At 67.4% G+C, this 25,847-nt stretch carries 21 protein-coding genes; 8 read left to right on the forward strand and 13 right to left on the reverse strand.

Annotated features, from left to right (window positions below; genetic code table 11):
• Nucleotides 1-50: 50 nt before the first annotated feature.
• The 5 genes from OU682_RS07010 to OU682_RS07030 form a co-directional block, all read right to left on the reverse strand.
• Complete coding sequence (locus OU682_RS07010; protein WP_268941360.1) at nt 51-1,310, reverse strand: CAP domain-containing protein; 1,260 nt, start codon at nt 1,308-1,310, stop codon at nt 51-53.
• 111 nt (nt 1,311-1,421) lie between these two features.
• A complete protein-coding gene (locus OU682_RS07015) occupies nt 1,422-1,814 on the reverse strand; it encodes a hypothetical protein (RefSeq protein WP_268941361.1) in 393 nt (130 codons plus the stop codon).
• A 128-nt stretch (nt 1,815-1,942) separates the two neighbouring features.
• Entirely contained in the window at nt 1,943-6,427 is a 4,485-nt protein-coding gene (locus tag OU682_RS07020; RefSeq protein ID WP_268941362.1) for a translocation/assembly module TamB domain-containing protein, read from the reverse strand.
• A gap of 14 nt (nt 6,428-6,441) precedes the next feature.
• Nucleotides 6,442-8,298 (reverse strand): autotransporter assembly complex protein TamA, encoded by a 1,857-nt coding sequence (locus tag OU682_RS07025; protein WP_268941363.1) that lies wholly within the window; start codon nt 8,296-8,298, stop codon nt 6,442-6,444.
• Between the two features lie 117 nt (nt 8,299-8,415).
• On the reverse strand, nt 8,416-9,342 hold the full coding sequence (locus tag OU682_RS07030; protein WP_268941364.1) for a glucokinase: 927 nt from the start codon (nt 9,340-9,342) through the stop codon (nt 8,416-8,418).
• A gap of 157 nt (nt 9,343-9,499) precedes the next feature.
• Here OU682_RS07030 and OU682_RS07035 point away from each other — a divergent pair, with 157 nt between their 5' ends.
• The gene (locus OU682_RS07035) at nt 9,500-9,931 is read left to right on the forward strand and encodes a hypothetical protein (protein WP_268941365.1); all 432 of its coding nucleotides are present in this window, start codon (nt 9,500-9,502) and stop codon (nt 9,929-9,931) included.
• Here OU682_RS07035 and OU682_RS07040 read toward each other — a convergent pair.
• From OU682_RS07040 to OU682_RS07050, 3 genes are read right to left on the reverse strand one after another with little or no spacing between them, the layout of a single operon-like run.
• Nucleotides 9,928-10,668 (reverse strand): amino acid ABC transporter ATP-binding protein, encoded by a 741-nt coding sequence (locus OU682_RS07040; RefSeq protein ID WP_268941366.1) that lies wholly within the window; start codon nt 10,666-10,668, stop codon nt 9,928-9,930. The genes OU682_RS07035 and OU682_RS07040 overlap by 4 nt on opposite strands.
• Nucleotides 10,665-11,339 carry an amino acid ABC transporter permease gene (locus tag OU682_RS07045; RefSeq protein WP_268941367.1) on the reverse strand — a complete coding sequence of 225 codons (675 nt, stop codon included), beginning with the start codon at nt 11,337-11,339 and terminating at the stop codon, nt 10,665-10,667. The genes OU682_RS07040 and OU682_RS07045 overlap by 4 nt, the downstream gene beginning before the upstream one ends.
• On the reverse strand, nt 11,336-12,100 hold the full coding sequence (locus OU682_RS07050; RefSeq protein ID WP_268941368.1) for an amino acid ABC transporter substrate-binding protein: 765 nt from the start codon (nt 12,098-12,100) through the stop codon (nt 11,336-11,338). Before OU682_RS07050 ends, OU682_RS07045 begins: the two co-directional genes overlap by 4 nt.
• A gap of 191 nt (nt 12,101-12,291) precedes the next feature.
• On the opposite strand from OU682_RS07050, the gene OU682_RS07055 reads away from it, so the two are divergent.
• The 3 genes from OU682_RS07055 (at nt 12,292) to OU682_RS07065 (ending at nt 16,106) form a co-directional block, all read left to right on the forward strand.
• Nucleotides 12,292-13,884 carry a DUF2125 domain-containing protein gene (locus tag OU682_RS07055; RefSeq protein WP_268941369.1) on the forward strand — a complete coding sequence of 531 codons (1,593 nt, stop codon included), beginning with the start codon at nt 12,292-12,294 and terminating at the stop codon, nt 13,882-13,884.
• A gap of 106 nt (nt 13,885-13,990) precedes the next feature.
• Entirely contained in the window at nt 13,991-15,340 is a 1,350-nt protein-coding gene (locus tag OU682_RS07060) for a TldD/PmbA family protein (protein WP_268941370.1), read from the forward strand.
• Complete coding sequence (locus tag OU682_RS07065; RefSeq protein WP_268941371.1) at nt 15,327-16,106, forward strand: inositol monophosphatase family protein; 780 nt, start codon at nt 15,327-15,329, stop codon at nt 16,104-16,106. The genes OU682_RS07060 and OU682_RS07065 overlap by 14 nt, the downstream gene beginning before the upstream one ends.
• Nucleotides 16,107-16,256: 150 nt before the next feature.
• On the opposite strand, the gene OU682_RS07070 is transcribed toward OU682_RS07065, so the two are convergent.
• Nucleotides 16,257-17,765: a tetratricopeptide repeat protein gene (locus tag OU682_RS07070; RefSeq protein WP_268941372.1), complete on the reverse strand. Its 1,509-nt coding sequence runs from the start codon at nt 17,763-17,765 to the stop codon at nt 16,257-16,259.
• A gap of 130 nt (nt 17,766-17,895) precedes the next feature.
• Between OU682_RS07070 and OU682_RS07075 the strand changes: the two genes are divergently transcribed.
• From OU682_RS07075 to OU682_RS07090, 4 genes are all read left to right on the forward strand, one after another.
• A complete protein-coding gene (locus tag OU682_RS07075; protein WP_268941373.1) occupies nt 17,896-18,993 on the forward strand; it encodes a phosphatase PAP2 family protein in 1,098 nt (365 codons plus the stop codon).
• On the forward strand, nt 18,984-19,211 hold the full coding sequence (locus tag OU682_RS07080) for a hypothetical protein (protein WP_268941374.1): 228 nt from the start codon (nt 18,984-18,986) through the stop codon (nt 19,209-19,211). Before OU682_RS07075 ends, OU682_RS07080 begins: the two co-directional genes overlap by 10 nt.
• The gene (locus OU682_RS07085; protein WP_268941375.1) at nt 19,208-20,977 is read left to right on the forward strand and encodes a S8/S53 family peptidase; all 1,770 of its coding nucleotides are present in this window, start codon (nt 19,208-19,210) and stop codon (nt 20,975-20,977) included. Before OU682_RS07080 ends, OU682_RS07085 begins: the two co-directional genes overlap by 4 nt.
• A 141-nt stretch (nt 20,978-21,118) precedes the next feature.
• Nucleotides 21,119-21,586 (forward strand): hypothetical protein, encoded by a 468-nt coding sequence (locus OU682_RS07090; protein ID WP_268941376.1) that lies wholly within the window; start codon nt 21,119-21,121, stop codon nt 21,584-21,586.
• Nucleotides 21,587-21,653: 67 nt separating this feature from the next.
• Here OU682_RS07090 and OU682_RS07095 read toward each other — a convergent pair whose 3' ends face one another.
• The 4 genes from OU682_RS07095 to OU682_RS07110 are packed head-to-tail and all read right to left on the reverse strand — an operon-like array spanning nt 21,654 to nt 25,804.
• Complete coding sequence (locus OU682_RS07095; protein ID WP_268941377.1) at nt 21,654-22,289, reverse strand: PqiC family protein; 636 nt, start codon at nt 22,287-22,289, stop codon at nt 21,654-21,656.
• Nucleotides 22,290-22,293: 4 nt separating this feature from the next.
• Complete coding sequence (locus tag OU682_RS07100; protein ID WP_268941378.1) at nt 22,294-24,336, reverse strand: PqiB family protein; 2,043 nt, start codon at nt 24,334-24,336, stop codon at nt 22,294-22,296.
• 9 nt (nt 24,337-24,345) lie between these two features.
• A complete protein-coding gene (locus OU682_RS07105; RefSeq protein ID WP_268941379.1) occupies nt 24,346-25,014 on the reverse strand; it encodes a paraquat-inducible protein A in 669 nt (222 codons plus the stop codon).
• On the reverse strand, nt 25,007-25,804 hold the full coding sequence (locus OU682_RS07110; RefSeq protein ID WP_329609791.1) for a paraquat-inducible protein A: 798 nt from the start codon (nt 25,802-25,804) through the stop codon (nt 25,007-25,009). Before OU682_RS07110 ends, OU682_RS07105 begins: the two co-directional genes overlap by 8 nt.
• Nucleotides 25,805-25,847: the final 43 nt, after the last annotated feature.

A 25,847-nucleotide genomic window follows, 5' to 3' on the forward strand; every position in this document is an offset into this window, starting at 1 on the left:
CCGTTAAGCGGGCTTTTTCGGTTGGCTTTGCTCGCCCAGGCCACGCGTGGTCAGAAACTGAAGATGTCGTCGGCCACGCCCTCGACCGTCAGGTTCTGGCCTGCCACGAAGATCCGGTCTCCGCCGCCCAGATCGATGGCAATGCCCCCGCTGGTCTTTGTCATGTGATCGCGCATGAAGACGGCCGGGCTGGCATCCAGCCGGTCGGCATCGATGATCAGCCGGTCGATGCCGTGCTGATAGGCCTGAACGACATCCGCTCCGCCACCGATCTGGAAGACGAAGCTGTCGGCCCCTGCCCCGCCGTTCAGCAGATCGTTGCCCCCCCCGCCCCGCAACACGTCGTTTCCGGCACCGCCCGACAGGGTATCGTTGCCGGCATCGCCGCTGAGCCAGTCATTGCCTGCCTGTCCGGCCAGCTTGTCCGCTCCGTTGCCGCCGAACAGACGGTCATTGCCATTGTCGCCCGACAGGATGTCGTTCATGGCCTCGCCCATCAGGATGTCGTGGCCCTCGCCGCCATGAAGCCGGTCGTTCGCGCCACCGCCCTGCAGGGTGTCATTGCCGATCGCACCTGCCAGCAGGTCGGCGCCCTCGCCCCCGATCAGCCGGTCGTTGCCCCCGTTGCCGCGAAGCGTGTCGTTGCCCCCGCCGCCCGAGACCCAATCATGGCCCTCATTGGCCCAGACGGACTCGCTCCGGGCGGTCAGCCGGTAATCGTCGTTTCGCGCGGTTCCGGATGCCGGGGTGACGAAAACCTCTCCGTTGGCGATCTGCATCCATTCGGCGCGCGTGGTCAGATCGGTCGTGGGCCTCGGCTCGGCCACGCGCAGGAAGCCGCCGGTGTCGATCCGAAGCTGTCCGTCGGTATCGGCGAAATTCTGGGTCGCCATCAGCACCTTGTAGTCGCGGCCCCCGACCGTCAGAAAGCCGACCTCCAGGCCGATTCCGACATAGGCGGCATCGCCCAGGATATTGGCGCGGTGGCCGGGGCTGTTCATCAGGTTCTGGTGCAACTGCCGGATCTCGTCGCGCAGGTCGGCTTCGCCCTGGATCGAGACATAGCCGATGTTTTCGGCCGTCATCCACGACCCCGCCAGATCGAAGCCCGCAGCCTCCATCCTTTCGCGCGACGAGGAGCCGCCCTGCCCCGTATGGGAAAAGGCATCCGCGTTCAGCATCCAGCGGCTATGCGCCTCGGATGAATCGTTCAGTCGCTTTTCCAGAGCCAGAGGGTCTAGCCCCTCGGCCCGGCGGGCCTGGTTGATCAGGGTGGCAAAATAGCGTTCGTCGGCATTGGCGTAGGACATGGCGCACCTTCGCAGAAGCAGAACAAGAGAAACTTTCTACAACCTTAGCACGAAATACCCCAAAAATCCCCTCTAAAATCTTTATAATGCAGTGGACTGACGAACCTGACTTCAGCGGGCCAGCTTCTTCCAGATCATCGCACCCAGCAATGCTGCGCCCAGCAGGCTACCCGCCGCAGGCAGCGGGACTGGCGCAGGCGCGGGCGCATCCTGGACCAGCGTCATCGTACTGGTGCCGTGCGTGGGATAGAAGACCACATAAACCTGCTTCATGATCTTGCCGAAATCCAGCGTCAGGGCGTCCTGTGTCTTGTTCCAGGACAGGCCCCAGTTTCCCGCCTTGGTTCCGCACCAGGCACAGACGGGAACCGTGCTGTATTGCAGTTCGCCACCGGCGGAATAGCTGTAGCCGGGAGTCTTGGTCAGCGCCGCAAATTCGAATTTCAACTGCGAGACGTTCTTGTATTCAAGCGCAAGGGGTTGGTTCTGGGTCAGGGTGGCCATGGATCATTACCGGATGACAGGGGAACAAGCCTCCGCCCTGCGGTCTTTTGTCTGTTTTGTCATTCGTGCCGCGACGTCACGACCAGGGTTCCTGACCGAAAGGACAGGGGCGGATGCGCCCCCGCCCCTCAATAGTCCCGCTCGAAATAGATCCCCAGGGTGCTGTCGCCGTCGCTGCCGACCGATCCGCGCGCCGTAAGGGAATTGGTCACATCCAGGTTCAGGTTCAGCGAGCTCTTGCCATCCGCCCCCACCTGAACATCGGTATACACATTGTCCGAAAGGTATTTGCCCGCCCGGACCTGGACATTGCCTTCGTCGTCGGTAGCCAGATCCAGATCGTCCAGACCCACCTGGTTCCGCAGGTTGCCGATGATCCCCTCGCCTCCGCGCCCGGCCAGCACGGCGATGGCATTGGCAAGCTGGGCGGCCTGCAAGGGACTGATATTGGCCAGACCGCGGCCGAACAGCAGTTGGGACAGCACCTCCTCCTCGGGCAGTTCGGGCGAAGATTCGAAGGTGATCTCGGGATCGCGCACCTCTCCGTCGATGATGATGCGGGTGGTGATGCCGTCCTGTTCGGTTTCGGCCACCAGACGGATCACGGGGATCAGGCTGCCCTGCAGCTCCACCAGGCCCTCGGTCAGGTCGAAGCGCTTGCCCAGCAGGTCCACGCGGCCGCGGATCAGTTCCAGATGGCCGATGGGAATGGCGTTGCGCGTCGTGCCCTGCACCTGCAGCGATCCTCCCAGCTCCGCGTCCACCCCGCGCCCCCGGACAAAGAACTGGTTCGGCGCGTTGATCAGCAGATCCAGCCGCGGCGGCGCGGCGGGCGGGGTGGAAGGCGGCCCCGCCAGCCCCGCCTCGCGAGAGGCTTCGCTGGGATAAGGCTCCAGCCCGGCCTTGGCGCGGGTGGACCGGACCGGGCGCGTGTCGCCCACATGGTTGATGTCGGGGATCGCCTTTGCCCCGCCCAGCCCGGTCGAGGGGATGCGGATCTCGGTCTCGCCCAGGTCGATGGTGCCGGAAATCAGCGGGCCGTCGGCATTGCGGCCGGACATGCGCAGGCGGCCGTTGATCTCGGTCTGGTACAGGTTCGGGTCGCGGGCGATCACCCGGTCCAGAACGATGGCCAGATCCAGCGTGCCGCCCTGCAGATCGACCGGCCCGCTGACCTGCACCCGCCCGCCATTCGAGACATTCGCGTCGGCATTCAGAGTGATCCGCCCGCCCGCGAGATCGGCGGTGGCATTGACCGCCTCCAGCCGGATGCCGACCCCTGGGTCGGAAATCTGGCCGTCGGTCAACCGCACCCTGCCGCTGACCGCCTGCAGGGACGGCGCGCCATTGATGGCTAGGTCGAAGGACAGCGGGCCTTCGATGCTGCGCGTGCGGATAAAGGTATTGGCGACCGAGGCGTCGCTGCTGCCGCTGATCCCCAGATCCAGCGTCGAGAAGTTGCGCGCGGCGCTGCCCGTGACCTGCAATTGCGTGCTGCCCGGCGCGGTGGCCTGCAGGTTCACCTGGAAGTTCGCGCCCTCCTCGCGGATGGTGCCATTGGCCTGCACGGGGCCGGGGAATTCGGGCTTCAGCAGGCCCAGGTCGGCCAGCCGGGCCTGGACATTCATGCCGCTGGCCGTGTCGCCCTCGGCCTGGATCTGCAGTTGCGGGTTCTGGACGTTGAGCCGCTGGAAGGACAAGCCTGCCTGCGATTGCGTGGCCGCGACATCGAAGCCGGTCTGGCCCGCCAGCAGAGGATCGACGCGGGGCTGCCCAACGGACAGGCCGTCGGCCGTTCCCGTCGCGGTCAGCCGCCGCGTGCCCCCCTGCTGGACAAGCCGGGCATCGGCCCGCAGCGCGCCGCTGATTCCGTTGCCCAGGAAGCGCAGATCCTGCGCATTCACCTGCGCGGTCACATCCGTCTGGTCGCCGCCCGCCGTGCCTGCGGCGGTGACGGTCAGGCGGGGATTGTCGATCCGGGCCTGCTCGATGGTGAAGACGCCGCCCTTCTCGGTTCCCGTGACGGCCAGCCGCGTTTCGCCCGCCAGCGCGCCATCGACCTGGGCCTGGCCAAAGGACAGGTCGCGCCCGGTGCCCGCAACCTCCAGCCGCCGGATGCCGTCGCCCGCCTCGCGGAAGCTGCCGGTCACATCCAGCGCCCCGCGCCAGCCGGGGCCGAAGGAAGCCAGCGAGGCCACGCTGACATCGGCGGAAATATCGGTGACGCCGGGGCCATAGACGCCCTGCGCGGTGGCGTTGATCTGGTCGTTCGTCAGCTGCACGTCGCGCAGGGTGACGGTGCCGTCCTTTTCCTCGGCCGAAACCCGCAGGCGGGTCATGCCGGTCAGGGCCGCGTCCGCGTTCTGGACGCCGAAGGACAGGTTCTGGCCCGAGCCGGTCAGGTCGATGAAGCGGGTGCCATCCTGTTCGGTCAGCCGCGCCATCGCGTCAAAGCCGCCCGTCCACCCCTCGCGGATCGCCGCAAGATCGGGCACCGACAGATCCAGGCTGGCATCGAGCGCGCCTTGGGCAAAGCTGCCCCGGCCTTCGGCTCGCAGTTGTGGGTTCGCCAGCCGGAAGACCTCGACCTCGTAGCCCTGCGGCTTCTCGGCGGCAAGGACCGTCAGCGTTGTCGTGCCTTCCAGCGCGTTGTCCAGGGCCTCGACGCCGATCCGCAGATCCTCGGCCTCGCCGCTGACGGTCAGCTGGCGCTGGCCTGCCGGGCCCGACAGCTTGGCATCCGCCTGCAGCCCGCCCGAGAAGTTCGGATCGGCATCCTGCAGTGAGGGCATCGAGATTGTGGCCGTCACGTCGCTGGACAGGCTGTTCACATAGCCCTGGGCCTCGGCCGTCAGGCGCTGCGCGTTGACGGCCAGCCGCCCGATCTCGATCCCGGTTTCATCGCGACGGGCGTCCAGCACGATGGTTGAACGTCCTTCCAGCAGCCGGTCGACCTGCGGCTGGTCCACCGCGATGTCGGTGCCATTGACCGAGGCATCCACGTCGAAGCCTCGCGTCAGGAAGCTGTAATAGCCCGTGACGCTGGCATCCGCCCTGCCCTTCATGTCCCGCCCGGCCAGGGTCGAGATACGCGCCAGATCCTCGTAGCGGGCATCCAGATCGGCGGACGCGACAAAGCCGCTGCCCAGGCCCGACAGCAGCAGGAAGCCGTCCAGGCCATAGTCGCTGCCGTTGACCGACAGGTCGGTGAACTCGACCGCGTTGCCGGGGGTGAAGTCGAAATTCGTGCTGCCGGTGATTTCCGGCCCAATGGCCTCGGCAAGGCCCGCATCCGTGAACACCATCTGCCGCGACCCGAAGCGGATGCCGCCATTCACGGATTGCAGGCTGCCGCCGTCCAGCACCACGGCGCCGGACCCGTCCAGCCGCAGGTCACCCAGCGACACATCGCCCATGTCCAGGGCCCCCACCTGGCCGGCCAGCGTCCAGCCCTGGCCCTGGGCCGCGTCATACTGAAGTTCCAGCCGGCCGGATTCCACCGTCGAGTTTTCGCCCGCGAAGGGCAGGGCGACCGGCACCTGGGCCGCGCCCGCATCCGAGCCAAGCGTGATCAGCAGGTTTGCGGTCTGCGGGGCGCCCTGCGCGTTCACGGCCAGATCGCCGTCGAGTGTCAGCGCCTCGGTCGCAAGGTTCAGCTTCGGGATCTCCAGCCGGCCGTCGTCGCCCCGCCAGCCCTCGGCCAGCAGTTGCACGTCGCTGCCGAAGAAGGTCCGGTTCTCAGGCGCCAGAAGCGAAGCCACGTCGCCGCCCAGTTGCAGGTTGAACCGGGTGCCCGGGCTGCCCGCCCCATCGGGCGCGCCCGCCGCGCTGACCCGGCCCGTGACGCGGGGCAGGCCGTCCGTCGCCAGCTTGATATCGACGCCGAAATCCTTGATCTGGCCTTCGCCGCTGATTTCCGCCACGACCGAGGGTTTGTCGTAAAGGTCGATCAGGTTGACCAGCAAGCCGTCCTCGGCCTCGTCCAGCGCCAGGTTCACGCGCAGGATCTGGGATGCATTGGAATAGCCGGCATCCAGGTCGAAGGCCCCGCGCGGTCCGTCCAGCCGCTGGATCGCCAGCTTGGCCTGCCCTTCGCCGCCTTCCAGGCTCATGCCGCCCCCCAGCGAGATCGCGGCGGCAAGGCCGATCACGGGCTCGCCCAGTTCGACACGTTCGGCCTTGATCTGGTTGATGTTGATGGCGACGGGCAGTTCGGGCAGGGCGAATTCGAATTCGCGCGCTTCGGCCGTGGGCGCTGCCCTTTCGCCCTGGGGCAGGCGCGGCAGCAGGATTTCACGGGCCGACATTTCCGCGATCTCGATCCGGCCGCGCAGCAAGGCCGAGCGGTTCCACTGGATCGCGCCGTCGTTCAGGGTCAGCCACACGCCCTCGCCGTCGGCAATGGTGATCCGGCGAAAGGTCGCGCGGGATGACAGCGCGCCTTCGAAGCCGTCGATGACCACCTCGCGGCCCGCGCTGGACAGGTTGCGTTCCAGAAGCCGGGTCAGGAAGCCCCGGTCGTCGCTTTCCTGCTGCGAAATCTCGGCTGCGCTTTGCGCCATCACCGACAGCGGGAACAGGATCGCGAAAAGGATCAGCCAGAGTTTGCGCATCAGCCCCGCCTTCATCAGAACGCCTGCCCCAGTCCAAGATACAGTTGCACGCCCTCGCCGGTGTCCCCCCCGGTAGGTCCTGCCACGTCGAAGCGCAGCGGCCCGATGGGCGTGTCGTACCTAACGCCGATCCCCGCGCCCGAGTGCCATTCGCTGGTTCCGTTCCAGCCATCTTCCGCCCAGACCTCGCCGTAATCGGCAAAGGCCACGACGCCGATCCTTTCCCGGACCTGCCAGCGGACCTCGGCCGACAGGTTTGCCACGCTCATCCCGCCGGTCTTGATCGGGCCGTTCGGGCCCTGGATCACCTCGACCCCCAGCGACTGATAGGGCTGGCCGCGCACGGTGCCGCCGCCGCCCGAGAAGAACAGGTAATTGCGCGGCGTGTTCTCGATGTCGCTGCCCAGAACGCTGCCGACGCGGGCGCGGCCCGCAAGCGTGAAGCGGTCCTCGGGCCCCAGGGAATAATAGGCGCGGCCTTCGCCCAGCACGCGGACACCGGAATCGGTGCCGTCGAAGCCCTTGAAGGGCGCGGCGTCGCCCTGCAGGTAATAGCCGCGCTTGGCATTGTTTTCATTGTCCCGCGCGTCCCACATCACGCTGGTCGGAAAGGCAAGGACCTGGAAGTCCGTCTCGCCCAGGTCGTCATAAACGCGCGAGAACTGGTACTGGACCGCCGTGTCGAAGGTGAAACGGTCGCTGAAGATGTGGTTGAAGCCAAGCCCGACCGTGCCGGTATCCTCGTCGTAATCCTCCTCGCGCTCGCGGCTGATGCTGGCCAGGACATAGGCCGTCGTGTCCGGCGTGACCGTCGCGGGGCGGTCGATGCGGAAGGTCACCTCCTCGTCCCGGCCGCTGGTGTCCGAGCCCATGTCGTCGATCTCGGCATCGATCCGCAGGCGCTCGCCCCCGCCCAGCAGGTTGCGGTGCATCCAGTAGGCCGAGACCATCGCGCCGTCCGTGGTCGAGATCTCGAAGCCCGCGCCGACGCGGCGGGGTTTCTGCTCGACCACGGTCAGGTTGATGTCCATGCTGCCATCAGGGTTAAGCGTTTCCGCCTCTTCCAGGGTGATGGCGGAAAAGACGCCCGACCGGCGCAGGCGCTTGCGCATATCCTCGACCTCCTCGGGGTCGAAGCGTGCGCCCTCGGGCAGGCCTGCGATCTTGGCCAGGCGGCGCGGGTTCATGCGGTCGTATCCGCGCATGTTCAGCCGCCCGAAGCGGACCGAAGGGCCGGGGGACAGGCCGATCTGGCTGTCCACGACATTGTTGATGTGGTCGGCGGTGATTTCCTGCCCCGCGACATTGGCCTTGGCATGGCCCACGTTGCGCCAGCCCTCGACCCCGGCGCGGGCGGCATTGCGGATCGTGCCGGTGCCCGCGGCCTCGCCCTGGCGGTATTCGTCGGGCAACTCGGTCCGGGGCGCCAGGGGCGCTATGGCCGCGCGGGAAAAGCGGAACTGCGGTCCGGTCTGGACGGCAACCACGACCTGCCGGACGGCGGGAGGCGCGTCCAGCGGCGCGATCTCGGCCGCCTCGACCCCGTCCAAGGTGATGTTGATGATCGCGGAATAATAGCCTTGGTCGTAAAGGTTCCCCAGGATGCGCGCGTAATCCGCCCGCGCCGCGGCCAGCACGTCCTGGCCGGTGGTCCGGCCTTCGGACAATGCGCCCGAGATCAGCGAGGCGTTGCGCAGCCTTTGTTCCAGGTCCTCGCCGCCCTGGACCTGGAAGAGCAGGGACACCGGGCCGTCGGTTTCATCCCGGCCGCCGAACAGGCCCGAGAAGGGGTTGGAGGATTGCGCCCAGACCGCTCCCCCAAAGCCCGCCACCGTCGAGGCGACCAGCACTGCCCGCAGATATGCCCGCATTTTTCCTGCCCGTATGGTTCTTGCTTTGAAACCATTTGAACAGGATCGCCGCCGCGAATCCAGCCTTTCATCGGCGGGAAGATCAGGCGCTGTTCACGTTTCCGTCCGCTGTTGCCGTCAGGACAGCGCGACCAGGCAGCCCTGCAGCGCCGCCATGTCGTCGCGGATCAGGAAGATCGGCGTGTTTTCAGGGATGTGGCGCATGAACGGTTCGGACAGGAAGCTGGCCTCGAAGCGGTCCATCCGGTCGGCAATGCTGCGGGCCACGCTGCCCGCCAGGAACAGCCCGTCCAGCGGCATGAAGCGCAGCGCCAGTTCGCGGCAGAGAAGGCCCACCAGATCGGTGAACAGGTCATAGGTCGCGTTGGCCGCCGGATCGCCCGCGTCTGACGCGGCGTCGATCTGTTCGCTGCGCACGGGCGGGGTTCCGGTCAACGCGGCGTGCAGGCGCGACAATCCGCGTCCGGCAAAGGCTTCCTCGGTCGAGATGAAGCCCGCCATCGCGTCGGGCCCGACCGCGTCCAGAAGGCGCTTGTGGATATTGGCCGGCAGGTGGGTGTGGCCTTCCTCGGCCTCCAAGGCGGCAATGGCGCCGCCGGGCAGGCTGCGCACGGCGCAGACGTTGAAGCCGGTGCCCAGGTTCACCACCAGCCCCTGACCGTTGCGCGCCCGGTCGGCAGGCGCGCTGCGCAGCAGCGCCAGCCCCTCGCCCCGCAGGGCCGGGGTGGCATAGCCAAGCGCGGTCAGGTCGTTGATCAGCCGGACCTGATCGGCATCCGTCAGGCGCGCCAGCCGGTTCTCGTCGAAGTCCCAGTTGCGGTTGGTCAGTTTCGCCCGCCCGCCGCTGACCGGGCCCGCCACGGCGACGCAGACGGCGCTGATGCGCGGCTGGTCCTGTTCCTGAAGGAACTGGCGGACCACATCGTCAAAGGTCGCATAGTCGTCGCCCCGGAACCGGGTCACCGTTTGCGCGTCGATGCTGCCATTGCGCGCGATCGCCAGACGGGCGTTGGTGCCCCCCACATCGGCCAGAAGTATCGCCATTTCCGCCCTGCCCTTCCTGTCGCCTTAGTCCTTAGAGTCACGACAGAATTGCCCGCTTTCGGGGGGCAGCGCAACGCCGCGTCACAGGCAGAGTCGGAACCCGATCCTGTGATCACACGTTTTTCCTCCAGCAAACACTGGATGAAAGGCCGCAACCATGACCCGCACCGCCGCTCGCATCGCCCGCCTTGGGATGGCTGGCAGCGTGTCGCTGCTGATGGCCATGCCTGCCGTTTCCGCGACCCGCCCCGACCAGCCCGTGCAAGCCTGGCCCGCCATGTCAGGCGTGGATACCGCCACGCTGCTGGAGCAGGCCCAGGATCTGCCCACGTCCGACATGGCAGTCGGGGATCAGCCTTATTGCGCCGACGACGCCGAGATCCACCGCACCTTGAAGCACGACTTCAACGAAGCCCCCGTTCCCAGCGACGGTCATGCCGCGACCGAGCTTTGGGCCTCGCAGCAGATGGGCACCTGGACCCTGGTCGCGCCGCGCAAGGACGATACCAGCTGCATCATCGCATCCGGCATCGGCTATGACACGGCCCGGGACGTGGATGTCTATTACCAGACGGTGGGCCTGCGCTAGGTCACGCGGCGCAGAAAGGCGCGGGTGCGTTCGTCATGCGCATCCCCGAAGATCTGCGCGGGCGGCCCCTGTTCCACGATCCGCCCGCCTTCCATGAAGACGATCCGGTCGGCGATCTCTCGGGCGAACTGCATCTCGTGCGTGACGATCAGCATGGTTTGCCGCCCGTCGGCGATGGAGCGGATCAGGTCCAGGACCTCGCCCACCCATTCCGGGTCAAGCGCGCTGGTCGGCTCGTCGAACAGCAGCAGGTCCGCGTCCAGTGCCATGGCCCGGCCGATGCCCACGCGCTGCTGCTGGCCTCCTGACAAGGCTGCGGGATAGCTGTCGCCGCGATCGGCTAGGCCGACCTGCGCCAGGATTTCGTCCGCCCGCTCCGTGGCCCGGGCCTTGTTCCAGCCGCGCACGGTGGTCAGCCCCTCCATGATGTTCTGCCGGGCGGTCTTGTTGGCAAACAGCGCATAGTTCTGGAACACGAAGCCCGTCCGCCGCCGCAGCGCCAGGATCTGCGCGCGCGAGGCATGGGCCGCATCGACCGACAGATCGCCCAGCGTGATGCGCCCGGCATCGGGACGGTCCAGCCAGTTGAGACAGCGCAGCAGCGTCGACTTGCCGGTCCCCGAAGGGCCGATGATCGCCACGCGTTCGCCCGGCTTCAGGCACAGGTCGATGCCCGACAGGACCGTGGTGGGGCCGAAGCGCTTGACCAGGCCTGCGATGTCGATTTCGCATTTCATCGCGCCACCGCCTTTCCCAGATGACGTTCCATCCAGCGCTGCCCGACGGACAGCAGTTCGACCATGATCCAGTAGATCACCGCGACGACCAGGAAGGCTTCCAGATAAAGGAAGCTGCCCGCCGCTTCCTTCTGCGCGGCGCCCATCATCTCGGTTACGCCCAGGGTGAAGGCCAGCGAGGTGCTTTTGATCAGGTCGATGAAATAGTTCATCAGGGTCGGCGCCGCCACGCGCGAGGCCTGCGGCAGCACGATCCGGCGCAGAAGCTGGCCCTGCGTCATGCCGATGGATTGGGCCGCCTCCCACTGGCTGCGGTCCACGCCCAGGATCGCGCCGCGGATGCTTTCCGCCATATAGGCCGAGAAGTGCAGCGTCAGGCCGATCACCGCCGCCGTGATCCCGTCGATGCTGGTCATCGCCGGGAACAGTTGCGGCAGGCCGTAATAGAACAGGAACAGCTGCACCAGCAGCGGCGTGCCCCGAAAGAAGCTGATGAACACCGCCACCACCTGGTCCGCGACCGGCACCCGCAGGACGCGCAGGATGGCAAGGAAGGCCGCCAGGACCAGCGCCGCCGCCATGGCGACAATCGCCATCCCCAAGGTCAGCGGGACATAGCCGAGGATGATCGGCACCAGGTCCCACATATAGGCAGTGTCGAGTCCCTTCATTCGGCGGCGTCAGCCAGGGGCTTCGTCACATCCGCATCCAGCCATTTCTGCGAAATCTCGGCCAGCTTGCCGTTTTCCTTCAACTGGGTGATCGCGGCATCGACCTTGTCGCGCATGGCCTTGCCTGCCTCGTCGTTGCGGAAGGGCAGGGCGTTGCGGATCTCGCTGAAGGGCTGGCCTGCAAGGGCCAGGGGCAGCGGGCTTTCCTTGACCAGTTGCGCCGACGACACGCGGTCCATGACAAAGGCATCGACCCGGCCCAGCGCGGTGTCCTGCCCGATGTTCGATTCATAGGTGCGGATGTCGATTTCCGACGCATAGGGCAAGGCGCGCAGCAGTTCCTCGAAGTTGGAGCCCAGGTTCACGGCGACCGACTTGCCCTTCAGGCTTTCGGGACCCGTGATCGTGCCTTCGTTGCCTTCCTTCACCACCACCTGCGCGCCGTCATAAACGTAAGGCTGAGTGAACGCGAATTTCGCCTCGCGTTCCGGGGTGATGGTGATCTGGTTCGCGACCGTATCGATCCGCCCGGTTTCAAGCGCGCCGATCAGGCCGGAAAAGGACATGGTGACGAATTGGATGTCGTCTCCGGTGATCTCGCCCACGGCGTTCATCAGGTCAACCTCGAAGCCCTGCAATTCATCCGCGCGCGTGAAGGTGAAGGGGAAATAGCCGCCCGACATGCCGACGCGGATCGTTTCGGCCGCCGCGGGCAGGGCCGTCGTCAGGGCCAGGATGGCAGACAGGATGGTGCTGCGCATGAGGAAACTCCTTGATCTTCATGGCTTGGATGCGCCGTGCACCCGATCCGGGGCGGCAGATGCTGGGAAACGACCAAGGCAGAACAATGTTCCGCGCCGCACACGCCGCCATCACGCGATTGCTCCCTTGGCCTTCAGGGACCACTGTGCCACAAATCCCGCAAGCAACGATTTTCCGAAAGGTCTCAGCCATGTTCCGCTTTGCTGCAACCTCGGCCCTGGCGCTTTGCATCGGTGCCGCGCCGGTCCTGGCCGACGTCACCCCGGCCCAGGTCTGGGAAAACCTGCAGAAAACCTATGCCGGCTATGGCTATGAAGTCACCGGCAAGACCGAGGATGCGGGCGGCACGCTGACCGTCACGGATGCCGTCTTCTCGACGAAGATCGAGGACGGCGCGACCACCATCACCATTCCGCAACTGACCTTCCAGGAAACCGGCGACGCCAGGGTCCGCATGTCGATCGGGGGCGACGTGGCGCTGGACAGCACCTTCATGGTGCCGGCCCCGACCGAGGAAGATGCAGCTGCAAAGGGGGCCGAGGGCACCGAGGCCGAGACGCCCCCCGCCGAGCCCGAGATGGTCGAGATGACCATGACCGGCACCGTCAAGGTTCCCGGCAACGAAACGGTCGTCTCGGGCACGCCCGAGGACATGCTGTATGAATTCACCTATCCCTCGATCGCCTTTGACCTGACCATGCCGGTCGATCCGGAAAGCGGCGCGACAATGCCCGTGACCGGCTCTCTGACCGATGTCGCGGGCACGCAGCGCCATGCCACGGGCGAGGGGTCGGAAACCAGCTTCGACATCAAGGCCTCCGAGGCGACCATGCAGATCGCCGCCGACGCCCCCGCGGATGCGGAGGGCACGGGGGGCAAGGTCAATCTGCAAGCCAGGCTGACGGGCCTTTCCAGCACCGGCGCCACCAGGACGCCGGCGCAAAGCTTCGATCTGGGCACGCAATTGTCCGAGGCCCTGGCGGCGGGCCTGGATTTCCAGGGCAATTTCGGGTTCGAGACCGCAAAGGCCGATTTCGACTTTGCCGGCAAGGACGAGGCGGGCGCGGACCAGACGGGCCGCGGCACGGCAACGCTGGGGACGGGAAATGCCGCGCTGCAGATGTCGGAACAGGGCCTCGGCTACAAGGGCGAGGTCGCGAGGACCAATGTCGAGATGACGGTCAGCAGCCTGCCCTTCCCGATCAGCTATGCGACCGACCGCACCTTCTTCGACATGCTGATCCCGGTCAGCAAGGCGGAGGCCGCGCAGCCGTTCAAGTTCGCCTATGCGCTGGAAGGGCTGACCTTCGCCGAGGGCATCTGGAACCTGTTCGACCCGAACAAGCAACTGCCGCGCAATCCTGCCAGCCTGTCCATCGACCTGTCGGGCGATGCGGTCGTGACGCAGAACCTGTTCGACCCGGCCGTGGCGCAGCCCGACGGGACGACCGCGCCTGACGCGCCCTTCACCCCCCGGACGCTGACCGTCAACAAGGTGGCGCTGGACGCGGTCGGCGCCAAGGCCGACATCAGCGGCGCTCTGGAATTCGGCGACAACCCGAACGAGCCCGTGGGCAAGCTGAACGGCACCTTCGAGGGCGTGAACGGCCTTCTGGACAAGCTGGTCGCCATGGGCCTGGCCCCCGAGGAGCAGATGATGGGGATGCGGATGATGCTGGCGATGTTCGCCAAGCCGGATGAAGCCAATCCCGACCGGCTGACCTCGGAGATCGAGTTCCGCGAGGGCGGCCAGATCTTCGCAAACGGCCAGCAGGTCAAGTAGGACCCTGCGCCAAGGGCCTTGGGCCGGGGCATTCGTCCCGGCCTTTTTCGTTTGCGGGCCGCCCCGTTGCGCCGCAAAACAGGTGGACGAACGAAGGAGAAGCGCGATGGCACCCGTGGATTTGCAGGCGCTGGCCGAATCGCTGGTCGATGCGGCGCGGCGGGCAGGGGCCGACCAGGCCGACGCCCTGGCGATGAGCGGCCAGTCCACCAGCATCGACATGCGGGGCGGCGTCCTTGAACATGCCGACCGGGCCGAAGGCGTGGAAATCGGGCTGCGCGTGCTGATCGGCGGGCGGCAGGCCAGCGTCTCGGCCTCGGACCACAGCCCGGCGACCATCGGGGAAATGGCCGAACGCGCCGTGGCCATGGCGCGCGAGGCGCCGGTCGATGACATGCTGGGCCTGGCCGATCCGGACCAGTTGGCCCGACAGCGTGATGCAGGCGGATTGCAGATCGCCGACGACCGGCCTGATCCCTCGCCCGATCACCTGCAGGACCTGGCGCTGCGGGCCGAGGCTGCGGCGCGCGACATGCCGGGCATTTCGCAGGTCGAATCCGCCAACGCGGCCTTCAGCCGCCGCTTCCTGTGGCTGGCGGCCTCGAACGGGTTTTCGGGCGGCTACGGGCGCACGACGCACGCGATTTCCACCGTCGCCATCACCGGCGAGGGTCTGGGGATGGAGCGGGACTATGCCGGGGAATCGCGGGTCTGGGCCGAGGATCTGCCCGCGCCCGAGGAGATCGGCCGCCTTGCCGCCGAACGCACCCTGGCGCGCGCCGGATCGCGGAAACCGCCGACGGGGGCCTTTCCCATCCTTTATGACCGACGCGTCGCCTCCTCGCTGATCGGGCACCTGCTCTCGGCGGTCAATGGCAGCGCGGTGGCGCGCGGCGCAAGCTGGCTGCGCAAGGATCTGGGCCAGCCGGTGCTGCCCGAAGGGTTCGACCTTCTCGAGGATCCGCTGCGCCCGCGCTATCCCTCGTCCCGCCCCTTCGATGCCGAAGGGCTGGCCACGCGGCCCCGCAAGATCGTGGACGGCGGCGTGCTGCAGGGCTGGACGCTGGATCTGGCCACCGCGCGCAAGCTGGGGATGGACAGCACGGCCTCGGCCGCGCGGGGCATGTCCTCGGCCCCCTCGCCCACGAACAGCAACGTGATCCTGACACCGGGGACGGCGACGCCCGACGATCTGATTGCGGAGATGGGAACGGGACTGGTCGTGACCTCGATGCTGGGCGCCTCGATCAACGGGACGACCGGGGATTATTCGCGCGGCGCGGCGGGCTTCTGGGTGGAAGGCGGCAGGATCGCCTGGCCGGTCAACGAATGCACCATCGCCGGAAATCTTCGTGACATGCTGATGACGCTGGTGGCCGCCAATGACGCCCTGCCTTGGCGCGCGGCCGAGGTTCCCAGCCTTCTGGTGCGGGGGATGACCGTTGCCGGCGCCTGAGGAGGATTTGGCCCTGCTGGTCCGAGCGGCTGAGGCCGCCGGGCCGATCGCGCTGTCCTTCTGGCGGGCCGCGCCCAAGGCCTGGGACAAGCCCGATGACGCGGGACCCGTGACCGAGGCGGATCTGGCCGTCAATGACGCGCTGCAGAGAATGCTGACGGGCGCGCGCCCCGATTACGGCTGGCTGTCCGAGGAAAGCGAAGCCGATGCCTCGCGCCTGGATGCGCGGCACTGCTTCATCATCGACCCGATCGACGGCACCCGCGCCTTCATCGCCGGGCAACAGGGCTTCGCCCATTCGCTGGCCGTGGCCGAGGGCGACCGGATCACCGCCGCCGTGGTGCATCTGCCCGCGATGGAGCTGACCTTCACGGCCTTCGCAGACGGCCCCGCCCTGCTGAACGGCAGGCCGATCCGACCCACCGAGTGCGGCATGACAGGCGCGCGCGTGCTGACCTACAAATCCGCGGTCGAGCCCGAGCATTGGAAGAACGGCAGGACCCCGCCCATCCGCCGCGAGTTCCGCCCGTCACTGGCCTGGCGGCTGTGCCTGGTGGCCGAGGGCCGGTTCGATGCCGCGCTGTCGGTGCGCAGCGTGTGGGAATGGGATATCGCCGCAGGCAGCCTGATCGCCCAGCGGGCCGGTGCCCTTGCCACCGACCGCCACGGCCAGCCGATGCGCTTCAACAGCCCCCGCGCCATGGTGGACGGCATGATCGTCGCGGGGCCGCGGCTGCACGGGGAAATGCGGGCTGGGATGGTGTAACGGGTCGTGGTGCGTGCACGCACGCGCCCTGCCTGGCGCAATCGGTGCTGCGGTCGTGGCATCCATGGGACCCCACAGGCCGCCGCGCTTGTTCCGGCACGCTTCTGATCCCGACGTCCCTGGACCGTATTCCTGGCCGAAGGTCCGCCCCTAGATCAGCCCCGACCGCGTGACGCCCAGAAGCCCGCCTTGCCGCAGCGTCGCGACCGGATAGCTGTCGCTGCGCATCGCTTCCAGCGAAAAGCCCGGCTCCACCTTCTTCAGCGCCTGCAGCGCGGACAGGGCGCCCGCCTCGTCCCGCCGATGGTATCGCAGCGCCGCCAGGAAGCGCAGCGAGGGACGGTTTTCCGGCGCAAGCTGCTGGACGGCATCGAAGCGCTGCTCGGCCTCGGCAAAGCGGCCAAGGCGGGTCAGGGCGATGCCCAGGCGCAACTGCCAGGTAGCGGGGTTCAGGACCGACAGCGCCTCGGTTAGGCCCGCCTGCGCCTCGCGATACGCTTCCTTGTGACGGCCGAGGTCGGTCAGGGCCTGCGAATAGGCATACCGCGCAAGCGGATTGCGCGCATCCATCTGCACCGCCTGCTGCGCCAGCCAGTAGCTGACCTGGCCTTGGTTCAGATAGCCCTCGACCACCGAGCCCACTGCCAGGGCGGTGGCGCTGTAGGGATCGGCCTCGCGCGCCCTGGCGGCGAATTCCCGGGCTTCCTGGATGCTTGCCAAAGGATCGGGGACCAGGCGCTCGAAGACCTGCGTGGTGCGCACCCAGGCCCGCAGCGCATTGGTCAGGGACAGGTTCACCCCTTCATCCATCCCCGCCAGCGCCTGTTCGGCGCGATGCAGCCGGCCCTGGTTGAAGCTGAACACGTCCGCGAAGGAAACCCCCAGGGCGGCATCGACGGTGCGCACGGCCTCGAGCACGCGCATGACGCCCACGCAGACTTGCGCCGTGCAATCGTTCATGGATGGCGTGAGGTTGCCTGCGTCCAGAACGAACTTGTGCGACCAGAAAAGCCGGCTGCTGGGCCGGTGGCTCAGCTTCACCAGCAGGTGGATTTCCTCGCCCAGGCGATTGGCCAGGGCCGACAGCACGATGGCCGACTTGCCGGGCTCGGCGCGGTCGGGCATGGCGACCATGGGCACCAGGTCGCAGACCCGGCCCGCCGCCTCGCCCACCACCATGGCCGCGATCACGCCGGTTTCCACGTCGCTTGCCACCGGCTCGGCCGTCAGCAGGACCGGCAGCACCGAGGGCTCGGGCAAGGAAGGCGTCACCGCCTGTTCGGCATGCATCCGGGCGTCGCGCAGCCAATCCTCGAATTCCGGATCGGGGATGTCCAGGTCGGCGGCGAATTCGGGCATCTGACCGTCCGGTCCCGGGCGGGCGGTCATGTCCAGCCGGACCATGTCATTGTCCAGGCCCACCCATCCCGGCCCGCCAGCAAGGGCCTGTCGGGCATCCCCCAGGCTGATGCGGATTTCGCGCAGGACCTGCCGCAGGCTGGCATTGGCCTGTTCGGGTTCACGGGTGCTGAACAGCAGATCCTGCAGCCGCGCGCGCAGGACCCGCATGGCCGTCGCGCTGCCCATGACCGCCAGGGCACCACGGGCCCGCATCCCGCGCGGCGTCAGCCGCACGTGTCCCGGCCCGATCAGGTCCACGGGCCCCATGAGTCGGAGCGTAAGTGATTGCATCGAAACAAGGGCTAGGTGAAATCTGAACTCGTTGTTACGCTTTCCCTTAAGGCAAAGATACAGTGTTTTCGATTCGCCTGGTCAATGAGGTCACGCCATGTCTTTGCAGCATGGTCAGCACGGCCAGCACGGCCAGCATGGTCAGCACGGCCAGGGGGCGGATGCTTCGGGCAGAACCATCGATGACGGACTGATGGCCGCCGCCCTGATGCGGACCCGCGACGCCATTGTCGGCACCGAGACGATCCCACCGCTGGCGGGCAAGGACGGGACCCTGGACGCAGGCGGGCGGTTGCGGCGGATGGAGGCCGAGTTCCGCCGCGCCGTCCTGCTGTCCGAACTGCTGGAAGATCTTGCCTTCGAGATCGAGGATTACCCCGAAAAGCGTGCCACCGCGCAGGCGGTCACGCTGCTGCGGCGCAAGGGGGGCAAGGGCGTGAAGCATACCCCCCTGGCCCGAATCGTGCGCCCCGAGGTGGACGATCTCGGCCACGCAGCGCCGCTGGTGGCGGCCTATGCCGAGCTGCGCGCCGACCGTCTGGCCGAGATCCTCGTCCAGCGCGAATACCTGATCCCGTTCTTCGCCAGCATCCTGCCCATCACCCTGTCCCGCGCTCCCGCCGTGGTCGAGATGCTGGAAACCGGCCTTGCGCTGGTGACGCCGGTGGTGATGCGCATCAAGATCGCCCTTGGCTGCCCGCGGCCCACGCAGTTCAGCAACCTTGTCCAGCCGATGATCGCGGAACCGGGCCATCCGACGCTGCCCAGCGGCCATGCCACGCAGATGTTCACGCTGGCGACCATGCTGTCGCAACTGGTGGAACCGGGTTCTGCCATGGCCAGCGACAGCCAGCTTTATCGCCTGGCCTGCCGCGTCGCGATCAACCGGACGGTGGCGGGCCTGCATTTCCCGGCCGACAGCGCTGCCGGGGCGGTGCTGGGTATCCAGCTCGGGCGCTATCTGATGGCGCGGGGATCGGAAGGCAGCACCGTCGGATCTGCGGTTTTCGACGGCACCCGATTCCGCGACGGAGACCGGCCGCGCGACTTCCATTACGGCATCCTGGACCTGATGCTGAGGGGCGAGGATCCCTCGACCGGGTTCGGGGATGACGCGGCAGCGCTGCGCCCGGCGCCCTTGTGGCAATCGCTCTGCGCGCGCGCGACCGGGGAATGGGAGACGCGATGGAGCTGACATCCGATCCCGATGCGTCCTTGCGCTGGTCCGAACCCCGGGCGGCCTATGACCGGTATCGTCCTGGCCTGTCGCCCTACCTGCATTACTTCCACGACCTGCGCGCCAGCCGCAACCAGGCGCCGCCGAGGGCGGATCACGGCCCCGACGATGGTGCCGACGTGCCCGAACAGCTTGAACAGGCGCTGCGCGACCTGATCGACCAGAGCTTCCGATGATGATGGCGATCGCCCATGCCATCGTGACCGCCTTCGAGGATTTCCTGGACGATCCCGCCGGCGTGCTGTCGAACGACGCGAACAACGACGGCCATCGGGAACTCGGCAGCGACGATCCGGCCGACCCTGCGCGGGCCTACCTGTCGGACGGGGCGCTGCCCGATCCGGGCAAGGGCTGCATCATCGGCATCATTGACGACGGGATTCCCTTCATCCACCAGCGTTTCACCCTGCCCGGCAATCTCAGCCGCGTGGCGGCGGTCTGGATGCAGGACGCACGCTTCCGGCAGGGGGCGGGGGTCGATCTGCCCTCGGGCGCGGAATGGCGCGGGGCCGAACTGTCGGCGCTGCTGGCAGGGGCCGCGACCGGAAAGACAGGGGGCGAGGACGCGATCTACCGGCTGACCGGCGCCGTGGATCTGGCCCGCCCCGGCACGCCCTCGGGTGCCTTCGAGGCGGGACATGGCTCGGCCATCGCGCCCCTGGCGGCGGGCTTCGATCCGGCCGATCCGCAGGCCAGGAACCATCCGGTGATCGCGGTCTGCCTGCCGCCCCGGATCATCGCCGATTCCATGGGCGTTCTGGCGCCGGTCCCGATCCTGACAGGGATGCTGTTCATCATCAACCGCGCCCGCCGGCTGTGCCGCTTCATCGAAGGGAAGCACGGCCTTTCCCATGGCGATGTGCGCCTGCCGGTCGTCATCAACCTCAGCCTGGGGCTGACGGCGGGACCGCATGACGGGTCAACGCTTCTCGAGCGGTTCATGGATGCGGTTTCGGAAACCAGGACGCCGGATCTGGGGCCCGTGCATTTCGTGCTGCCCATGGGCAATCATCGCCAGGACCGGCTGCGCGCCAAGCTGCGGCGCGGCCAGTCGATCGGCTGGCGCCTGCCCCCGGATGACGCCACCATCAACGCCGTCGAGATCTGGGGCCCGCCCCAGGATCATCCCCCAAGGGGCGATCTGCAGGTGACGCTGACGCCGCCGGGCCATGCGGCCTCGACGACCGACTTCAAGGTGCCCTGGCAATTCTCGGTCCTGTCCGACAGGAACGGGAAGCCCTTGGCGCGGGCTTATTACATGCCGCAACTGCTGCCGGGCGGCCGCTGGCGGGACGGCATCGCGGTGATCGCGCTGCCGACCTGCCCCGAAAGGCTGGGCGAGCCCTTTGCGCCGCCCGGCGAATGGCGGGTCGGGATTGCGGGCAGCGATTCTGATGACGGTTCCCAGCAGGTCTATGACGTGACGGCGCAGCGCGACGAGGTGATCCGGGGCTTTCGCCGCGGCGCACGGCAAAGCTGGTTCCACGACCCCGCCTATCGCAGCCATGACGAATCGGGCTTTCCGATCCTGACGGATGCGCAGAACGGCGGCGATCCCCTGGTGATCCGCAGGGACACGGTCAACAGCTATGCCACCGGCAGGCTGACGCTGCGGGCGGGGGCGGTTTATCGGCAAACCGGTCAGGGAACGGATTATGCCGCGCTTCTGGCCAATGGCGAGGGAGGCGATTGCCTGGCCCCGGTCGATCGCAGCGTCAACAGCAGTTCCATGATCGTGCGCGGGCGGAACAGCGGCAGCTTCACCTTGGCCTCGGGCACCTCGCTTGCGGCGCCCCAGCTCGCGCGCTGGCTGGCCGGCCGGCTGTCCGAAGATCCGGACCTGGATGTCCGGCAGGCGATCCGCGACCAGGCCGGGCGCCAGGGCGCGATCCCGGGCCAGCCGCCCACCCTGCCCCTTGCCACGCCTTTTCGCGAATTCTAGCGCCCCACTCGCCTTTTTCACGAAAACCGCACCGTCGGATTCACGCCCGTTTCACGGCCTTGGCCGATAGTGATTCCATTGCAAGCGATCATCGGTCGCACGGGATGACCGGCTTACAAGGCAGCAACAGGGAAGACGGACATGCCGGATGACACAATTCCGAATTTCAGCAACGTGATTGCCGCGCTTCAGCTTCTGGGCGGTGGACCGGGGGGTGTGCAGAATGTGCCGGTCGATGACATGCAGCAGGATCTGATGGCGGCAACAAACGGGCGGTCAGGGGGCGGCGCTCCTCTCGCCGACCTCGACCGCCCGACCTGGGCCGCCTTCCGGCGGCTCCAGCAGGAGAACCGGCTTCTCATCGACCATGTCGAGATGCTGGCCTGCGCCCTTGGTGCCTGCCCCAATTGCTGGGGCAACATCGAGGATTGCGAAGATTGCGGAGGCGTCGGCCATCCCGGCGCCTTCGCCCCTGATCGGCACTGTTTCGATCAGTTTGTCCTGCCGGTCATCGCCCGTGTCTTGGGACGTGCAGACCTGTGCGAGGACCCTGTATCCCGCCCCGGCCATTACCGGGACCGGGACAACCCGCCCAGTCCTTCGGTGTAACCAGCGTTCCCTGTGCCTGCGGGTGTTTGGCGGATGGTTTTCAGACCATCCGCCAAATCTTTTCCGTTCAGAACAGCGGATCCAGCGCGAAGGGATCGGCGGGCGCCGTGGTGGCGATGGTGCGGCCCGGCCCCGACAGGGTGGCGATCTGCCGGGCCAGGATCGCGATGGCCTGGGACGCCGCCGCGGCGGATGCCGCCGGCTCCGTGCCCGCCATGGGCACGACGATATCGAAGCTGCGGGCGTGGTTTGCACCGCCGCTGCCCTCGTCCGAGACGAAATAGCGCCCCGACAGGCGATAGGTGCCGTTCGCCTGCGCCAGGGCCTTCTCCACCCGCACCTCCAGCAGGCGCTGCGGGGGTTCGGCCAGGGGCCAGGGTTCGCCGATCACGGTGGCACCCGAGGCATCGGAAATCGCCCGGGCCAGCGACAGGGTGAAGGCCCGCTGCGGGTTGTCGGCCCACAGGTTCTTCGGGGTGGACCGGACGGCGCCATCGGCGGTCTGGAAGGCGACCTCCTGCCCCGAGGCGTATTCGGGCAGCGACACGTCCTTCAGCTCGGCGCTGCCCAGGCGATTGGGCACCTGTTCGCCCGCTGGCGGGTCGATCAGGAAGCGCGCGGTCTTTTCCGGATCGGAACAGCTGGCCAAACCCAGAAGGCCAAGGCAGGCAAGCACGGCAGGCAGGCGGGTCGGCAAGGTCATGGCGTCATCGTCCCAGAATGAAGGCGCGGGGGTTGCGTTCGATCAGCCGGGCCAGCGACCCGAAAGCCTCGGTCGCGCGGCGCAATTCGCGCAGCATGTTGACTGCCTCGGTGTTGAAGGCGGACCTCTCGCCATAGGATGCAAGCACGGAATCCGCCCGTGCGGCCGTGGCTTCCAGCCGTTCGATGAGTTGCGGCAGGCGCTGGACGGATTCGGCCACCTGGTCGGCGGCGGTGCTGGCGCTGTCCAGCGCGTCGTTCAGGCTGCCCGCCGCATCGCCGTCGCGCAGGTCGTTGAGCAGGCCCGAGGCCGCCTCCAGCGTGTCGGACAGGTTGCGCGGCAGTTGCTCGGCATCCTCGCTGCCCAGCATGGCGCGCAGGTCGGCAAGGATCCCTTCGGCCTGGGCGCTGATTTCCGAGAAATTGAATTCCTCGACCGCGGCGGCGGCGGCGTCGATCCGGTTCACCATCTCGGGCGCGTCGGCGGCGGCCAGCTTGACCGCCTCGGCGGCGGCGGCGGCCTCATCGACCAGCCGGGCGATGTCCTGGGCGGTGCCCGCCTCGCGCAGGTCGCGGGCCATGCCGCCGATATCGGTTGCCGCCCCCTTGGCCTGGTCCAGCGTCTCGCGCAGGCTGCCGGGGATGGCCCGGGTATCCTCGGAACTGGCCAGCGCGGTGACGCTGTTCATCATGTCGGTCGCGGATTTCAGCACTTCCTCAAGCGGCAGCTTGCCGATGCGCGACAGGAAGCCCTGGGCGCTGGCGGTGAAATCCTCCAGATCCCCCTGGACCGAGGGGATGATCGGGTTGGGTTCCGCGCCTGTGTCGATCACCGCCGGCGGAGCGCCGGGAATATCGACAAGCTCGACCATCAGCGAGGTGCCAAGGAAGCCCGCGCTGGCAACGCGCGCGCGCAGCCCCTGGTCCACGGCCTCCTGCAGGAAGGCCAGCGCGTCGGCGGGCGTGGTGTCCTCGGCCAGGCCAAGCCGGAAGGGCGAGATCGCCATGGTCACGATCTGGCGGATCTTGTCGGTCTCCTGATCCGCCGTGACGGCCAGATCTGTCACCTGGCCCACGCGCAGGCCCTGGAACTGCACGTCCGCGCCCTTTTCCAGGCCGCGCAGGGAATCGTCGATCACCATGGCGATGCGCAGCGGTTCGGCATTGTCGCTGGCCAGGATGTCGTTGCGGGCCGTGTCCTCGTCAGGTTGCAGGGTATAGACATGGCCCGGCTCGATCGGGCGGCCGCCGCTGACCAGCGTGTCGAAGGACACGCCCCCCTGCAGCAGCGAGGACAGAGAGTTCACGTTGAAGGACACGCCCGAGGCGCCGAGCGACAGCGAAAAGCCCGAGGTGTCCCAGAACACCGTGGAGGTCGTCAGCCGCTTGTCATGGGGGGCTTCGATAAAGGCGTCGGCGACGACCTGATCCTCGCTGTCGGCCAGGCGCAGGTTTTCCATCCGCCCGACCTGCACGCCGCGATACAGCACCGGCGCGCCTTCACTGATGCCGCCGGCGTTTTCCATCGCCAGCGTGACCCAGCTGCCGGGCGTATCGCTGCGCACCAGGGGCGCGCGTTCCTGGCCCACGAACCGCTCCTGCGGGGTGGAAACGGCGGCGTCCCAGTAGCCCTCGATGAAGGATCCGGTCAGCACCGTGTCCAGCCGGGTCACCCCCTGGGCCGTGACCTGCGGACGGACGATCCAGAAGGCCGCGTCGCTGTCGATATAGGGGGCGACATCCTTGTCCACGCGGATCCGGACCACGACGCGGGACAGATCCGACGTGAAGCTGACGCCTTCCACCTGCCCCACGGTGATCTCGCGAAAGCGCAGGGCAGTCTCGCCGGGGGTCACGCCCGTCGCATCGGCGAATTCGACCTCGATCACCGTGCCGCGCTCGGCATAGGCGTTCCAGGCGATCGCCGCGGTGACAACCAGCGCAATGATCGGCACCAGCCAGATGACATTGATCCCGGCCTGCGCGGCGCGGACGGCGGTCTTTCGTACGGGGCTGGCCGGTCTCAGGGGGGGCGGCTGGTCGGTCATCGGTTCTTGTTATTCCTGCCCCTTGTCGTCCGTCCGGCTTCGCAGCGGCAAGCCGCGCCAGATCAGTCTTGGGTCGAAGCTTTGCGCCGAAAGCATGGTGAAGGCAACAGACAGCGCGAAGGACACGGCGGCAGGGCCGGGATGGATGGAAGCGACAAAGCCCAACTGCACCAGCGCCGACAGGATCGCCACCACAAACACGTCGATCATCGACCAGCGGCCGATGAATTCCACCACCTCGTAGATCTTCAGCCGGGTATGGGCCTGATCGACCGTGGCGGGCTGGCCTGCGACCACCGCCAGCCAGGCGATCGACAGGAACTTGGCGATCGGCACGATGATCGAGGCGACAAAGACGATGATGGCGATGTCGTAATTGCCGTAATGGATCAGCTCGACCACGCCCTGCAGGATCGTCGCCTCGGTATTGCCCTGAAGCCCCGCGAAGGTCTGGGTGCGCATCATCGGAAACAGGTTCGCGGGGACATACATGATCAGGCCCGCGAACCACCAGGCCCAGACCTTCTGCAGCCCCCGCCGGTCGGGCGGCACCAGGTCGGCGCCGCAGCGGTTGCAGGTTTCCTGACCGTCGGGCCAGACGCGGCCGCAGGACCGGCAGCCGACCAGCCCGGCACGATGCGCGGTCAGGACCGGCGCGCCCGGTGCGTCATCACTCACCGCGCGCGACCCCGCCGGCCATCTCGCGCCCATCGGTGGGCAGGCTCCCATCCTCGATGGCGTCCCAGATGGTCGTCTGGCACATGAACCCGCGCGAGGCGAGGTTGACCAGGATCAGCGCGCAAAAGGCCCAGAAGGCAGGCCCCAGATGAACCGTCGCAAGCCCGGCCACCTTGACCAGGGCGACGGCGGTGCCGATCACGAAGATCTCGGCCATGGACCAGGGGCGCAGTTCCTCGGACCAGCGGAAGGCGGTCGCGGCATGGCGATAGGGCGCGCGGCCCTGCGCCAAGGGCGTCAGCGTATAGACCAGCAGGAAGGACCGCAGCACCGGCAGGCCCACGATCATCGCCATCACCGCCAGCACCAGGGGCAGCAGCACGCCATCGGCAAAGGCCATCGCCACGCCAAAGAGCGATGTCGCGTTGCCGATCCCCATGCGCGAGATTTCCAGGAACGGAAAGAAGATCGCCCCCATCATCAGCACCATCGACGTGAAGGCCAGCGCGATCAGCTGGCTGAAGGCCCCGCCCCTGGGCTTGGCCAGCACGCCCCCGCAGCGGATGCAGCGCAAGGTTTCGCCGGAATTCAGTTCCGCCTCGACATGCATGGCGTCGCAGCGCGGACAGGCCATCAGCCCCCGGCCCGTTGTCAGATCAAAGGTGTCCTGCGCGTCCATGCCTGCAAGATAGTGGCGCGGCAGAACCGTGCAAGCGCCATCGTGGCGCGGCGACCGGCCCACACGGGCGGGCTGTCGAATTCGTGGGCTGCCCAGAGCGTCATTGACCACCCGCCGGATCCCGCACCAGCCGAATGCCCTGGCGGGATCGGCA

Source organism: Paracoccus benzoatiresistens, assembly GCF_026913015.1.
GTDB lineage: Bacteria > Pseudomonadota > Alphaproteobacteria > Rhodobacterales > Rhodobacteraceae > Paracoccus > Paracoccus benzoatiresistens.

Coding starts and splice junctions, on each gene's coding strand:
- OU682_RS07025 (WP_268941363.1), bottom strand. CDS start 8,298: ATGCGGGCATATCTGCGGGCAGTGCTGGTCGCCTCGACGGTGGCGGGC.
- OU682_RS07100 (WP_268941378.1), bottom strand. CDS start 24,336: ATGACCGACCAGCCGCCCCCCCTGAGACCGGCCAGCCCCGTACGAAAG.
- OU682_RS07010 (WP_268941360.1), bottom strand. CDS start 1,310: ATGTCCTACGCCAATGCCGACGAACGCTATTTTGCCACCCTGATCAAC.
- OU682_RS07045 (WP_268941367.1), bottom strand. CDS start 11,339: ATGAAGGGACTCGACACTGCCTATATGTGGGACCTGGTGCCGATCATC.
- OU682_RS07040 (WP_268941366.1), bottom strand. CDS start 10,668: ATGAAATGCGAAATCGACATCGCAGGCCTGGTCAAGCGCTTCGGCCCC.
- OU682_RS07095 (WP_268941377.1), bottom strand. CDS start 22,289: ATGACCTTGCCGACCCGCCTGCCTGCCGTGCTTGCCTGCCTTGGCCTT.
- OU682_RS07015 (WP_268941361.1), bottom strand. CDS start 1,814: ATGGCCACCCTGACCCAGAACCAACCCCTTGCGCTTGAATACAAGAAC.
- OU682_RS07090 (WP_268941376.1), top strand. CDS start 21,119: ATGCCGGATGACACAATTCCGAATTTCAGCAACGTGATTGCCGCGCTT.
- OU682_RS07020 (WP_268941362.1), bottom strand. CDS start 6,427: ATGCGCAAACTCTGGCTGATCCTTTTCGCGATCCTGTTCCCGCTGTCG.
- OU682_RS07030 (WP_268941364.1), bottom strand. CDS start 9,342: ATGGCGATACTTCTGGCCGATGTGGGGGGCACCAACGCCCGTCTGGCG.
- OU682_RS07050 (WP_268941368.1), bottom strand. CDS start 12,100: ATGCGCAGCACCATCCTGTCTGCCATCCTGGCCCTGACGACGGCCCTG.
- OU682_RS07060 (WP_268941370.1), top strand. CDS start 13,991: ATGGCACCCGTGGATTTGCAGGCGCTGGCCGAATCGCTGGTCGATGCG.
- OU682_RS07035 (WP_268941365.1), top strand. CDS start 9,500: ATGACCCGCACCGCCGCTCGCATCGCCCGCCTTGGGATGGCTGGCAGC.
- OU682_RS07055 (WP_268941369.1), top strand. CDS start 12,292: ATGTTCCGCTTTGCTGCAACCTCGGCCCTGGCGCTTTGCATCGGTGCC.
- OU682_RS07080 (WP_268941374.1), top strand. CDS start 18,984: ATGGAGCTGACATCCGATCCCGATGCGTCCTTGCGCTGGTCCGAACCC.
- OU682_RS07075 (WP_268941373.1), top strand. CDS start 17,896: ATGTCTTTGCAGCATGGTCAGCACGGCCAGCACGGCCAGCATGGTCAG.
- OU682_RS07085 (WP_268941375.1), top strand. CDS start 19,208: ATGATGATGGCGATCGCCCATGCCATCGTGACCGCCTTCGAGGATTTC.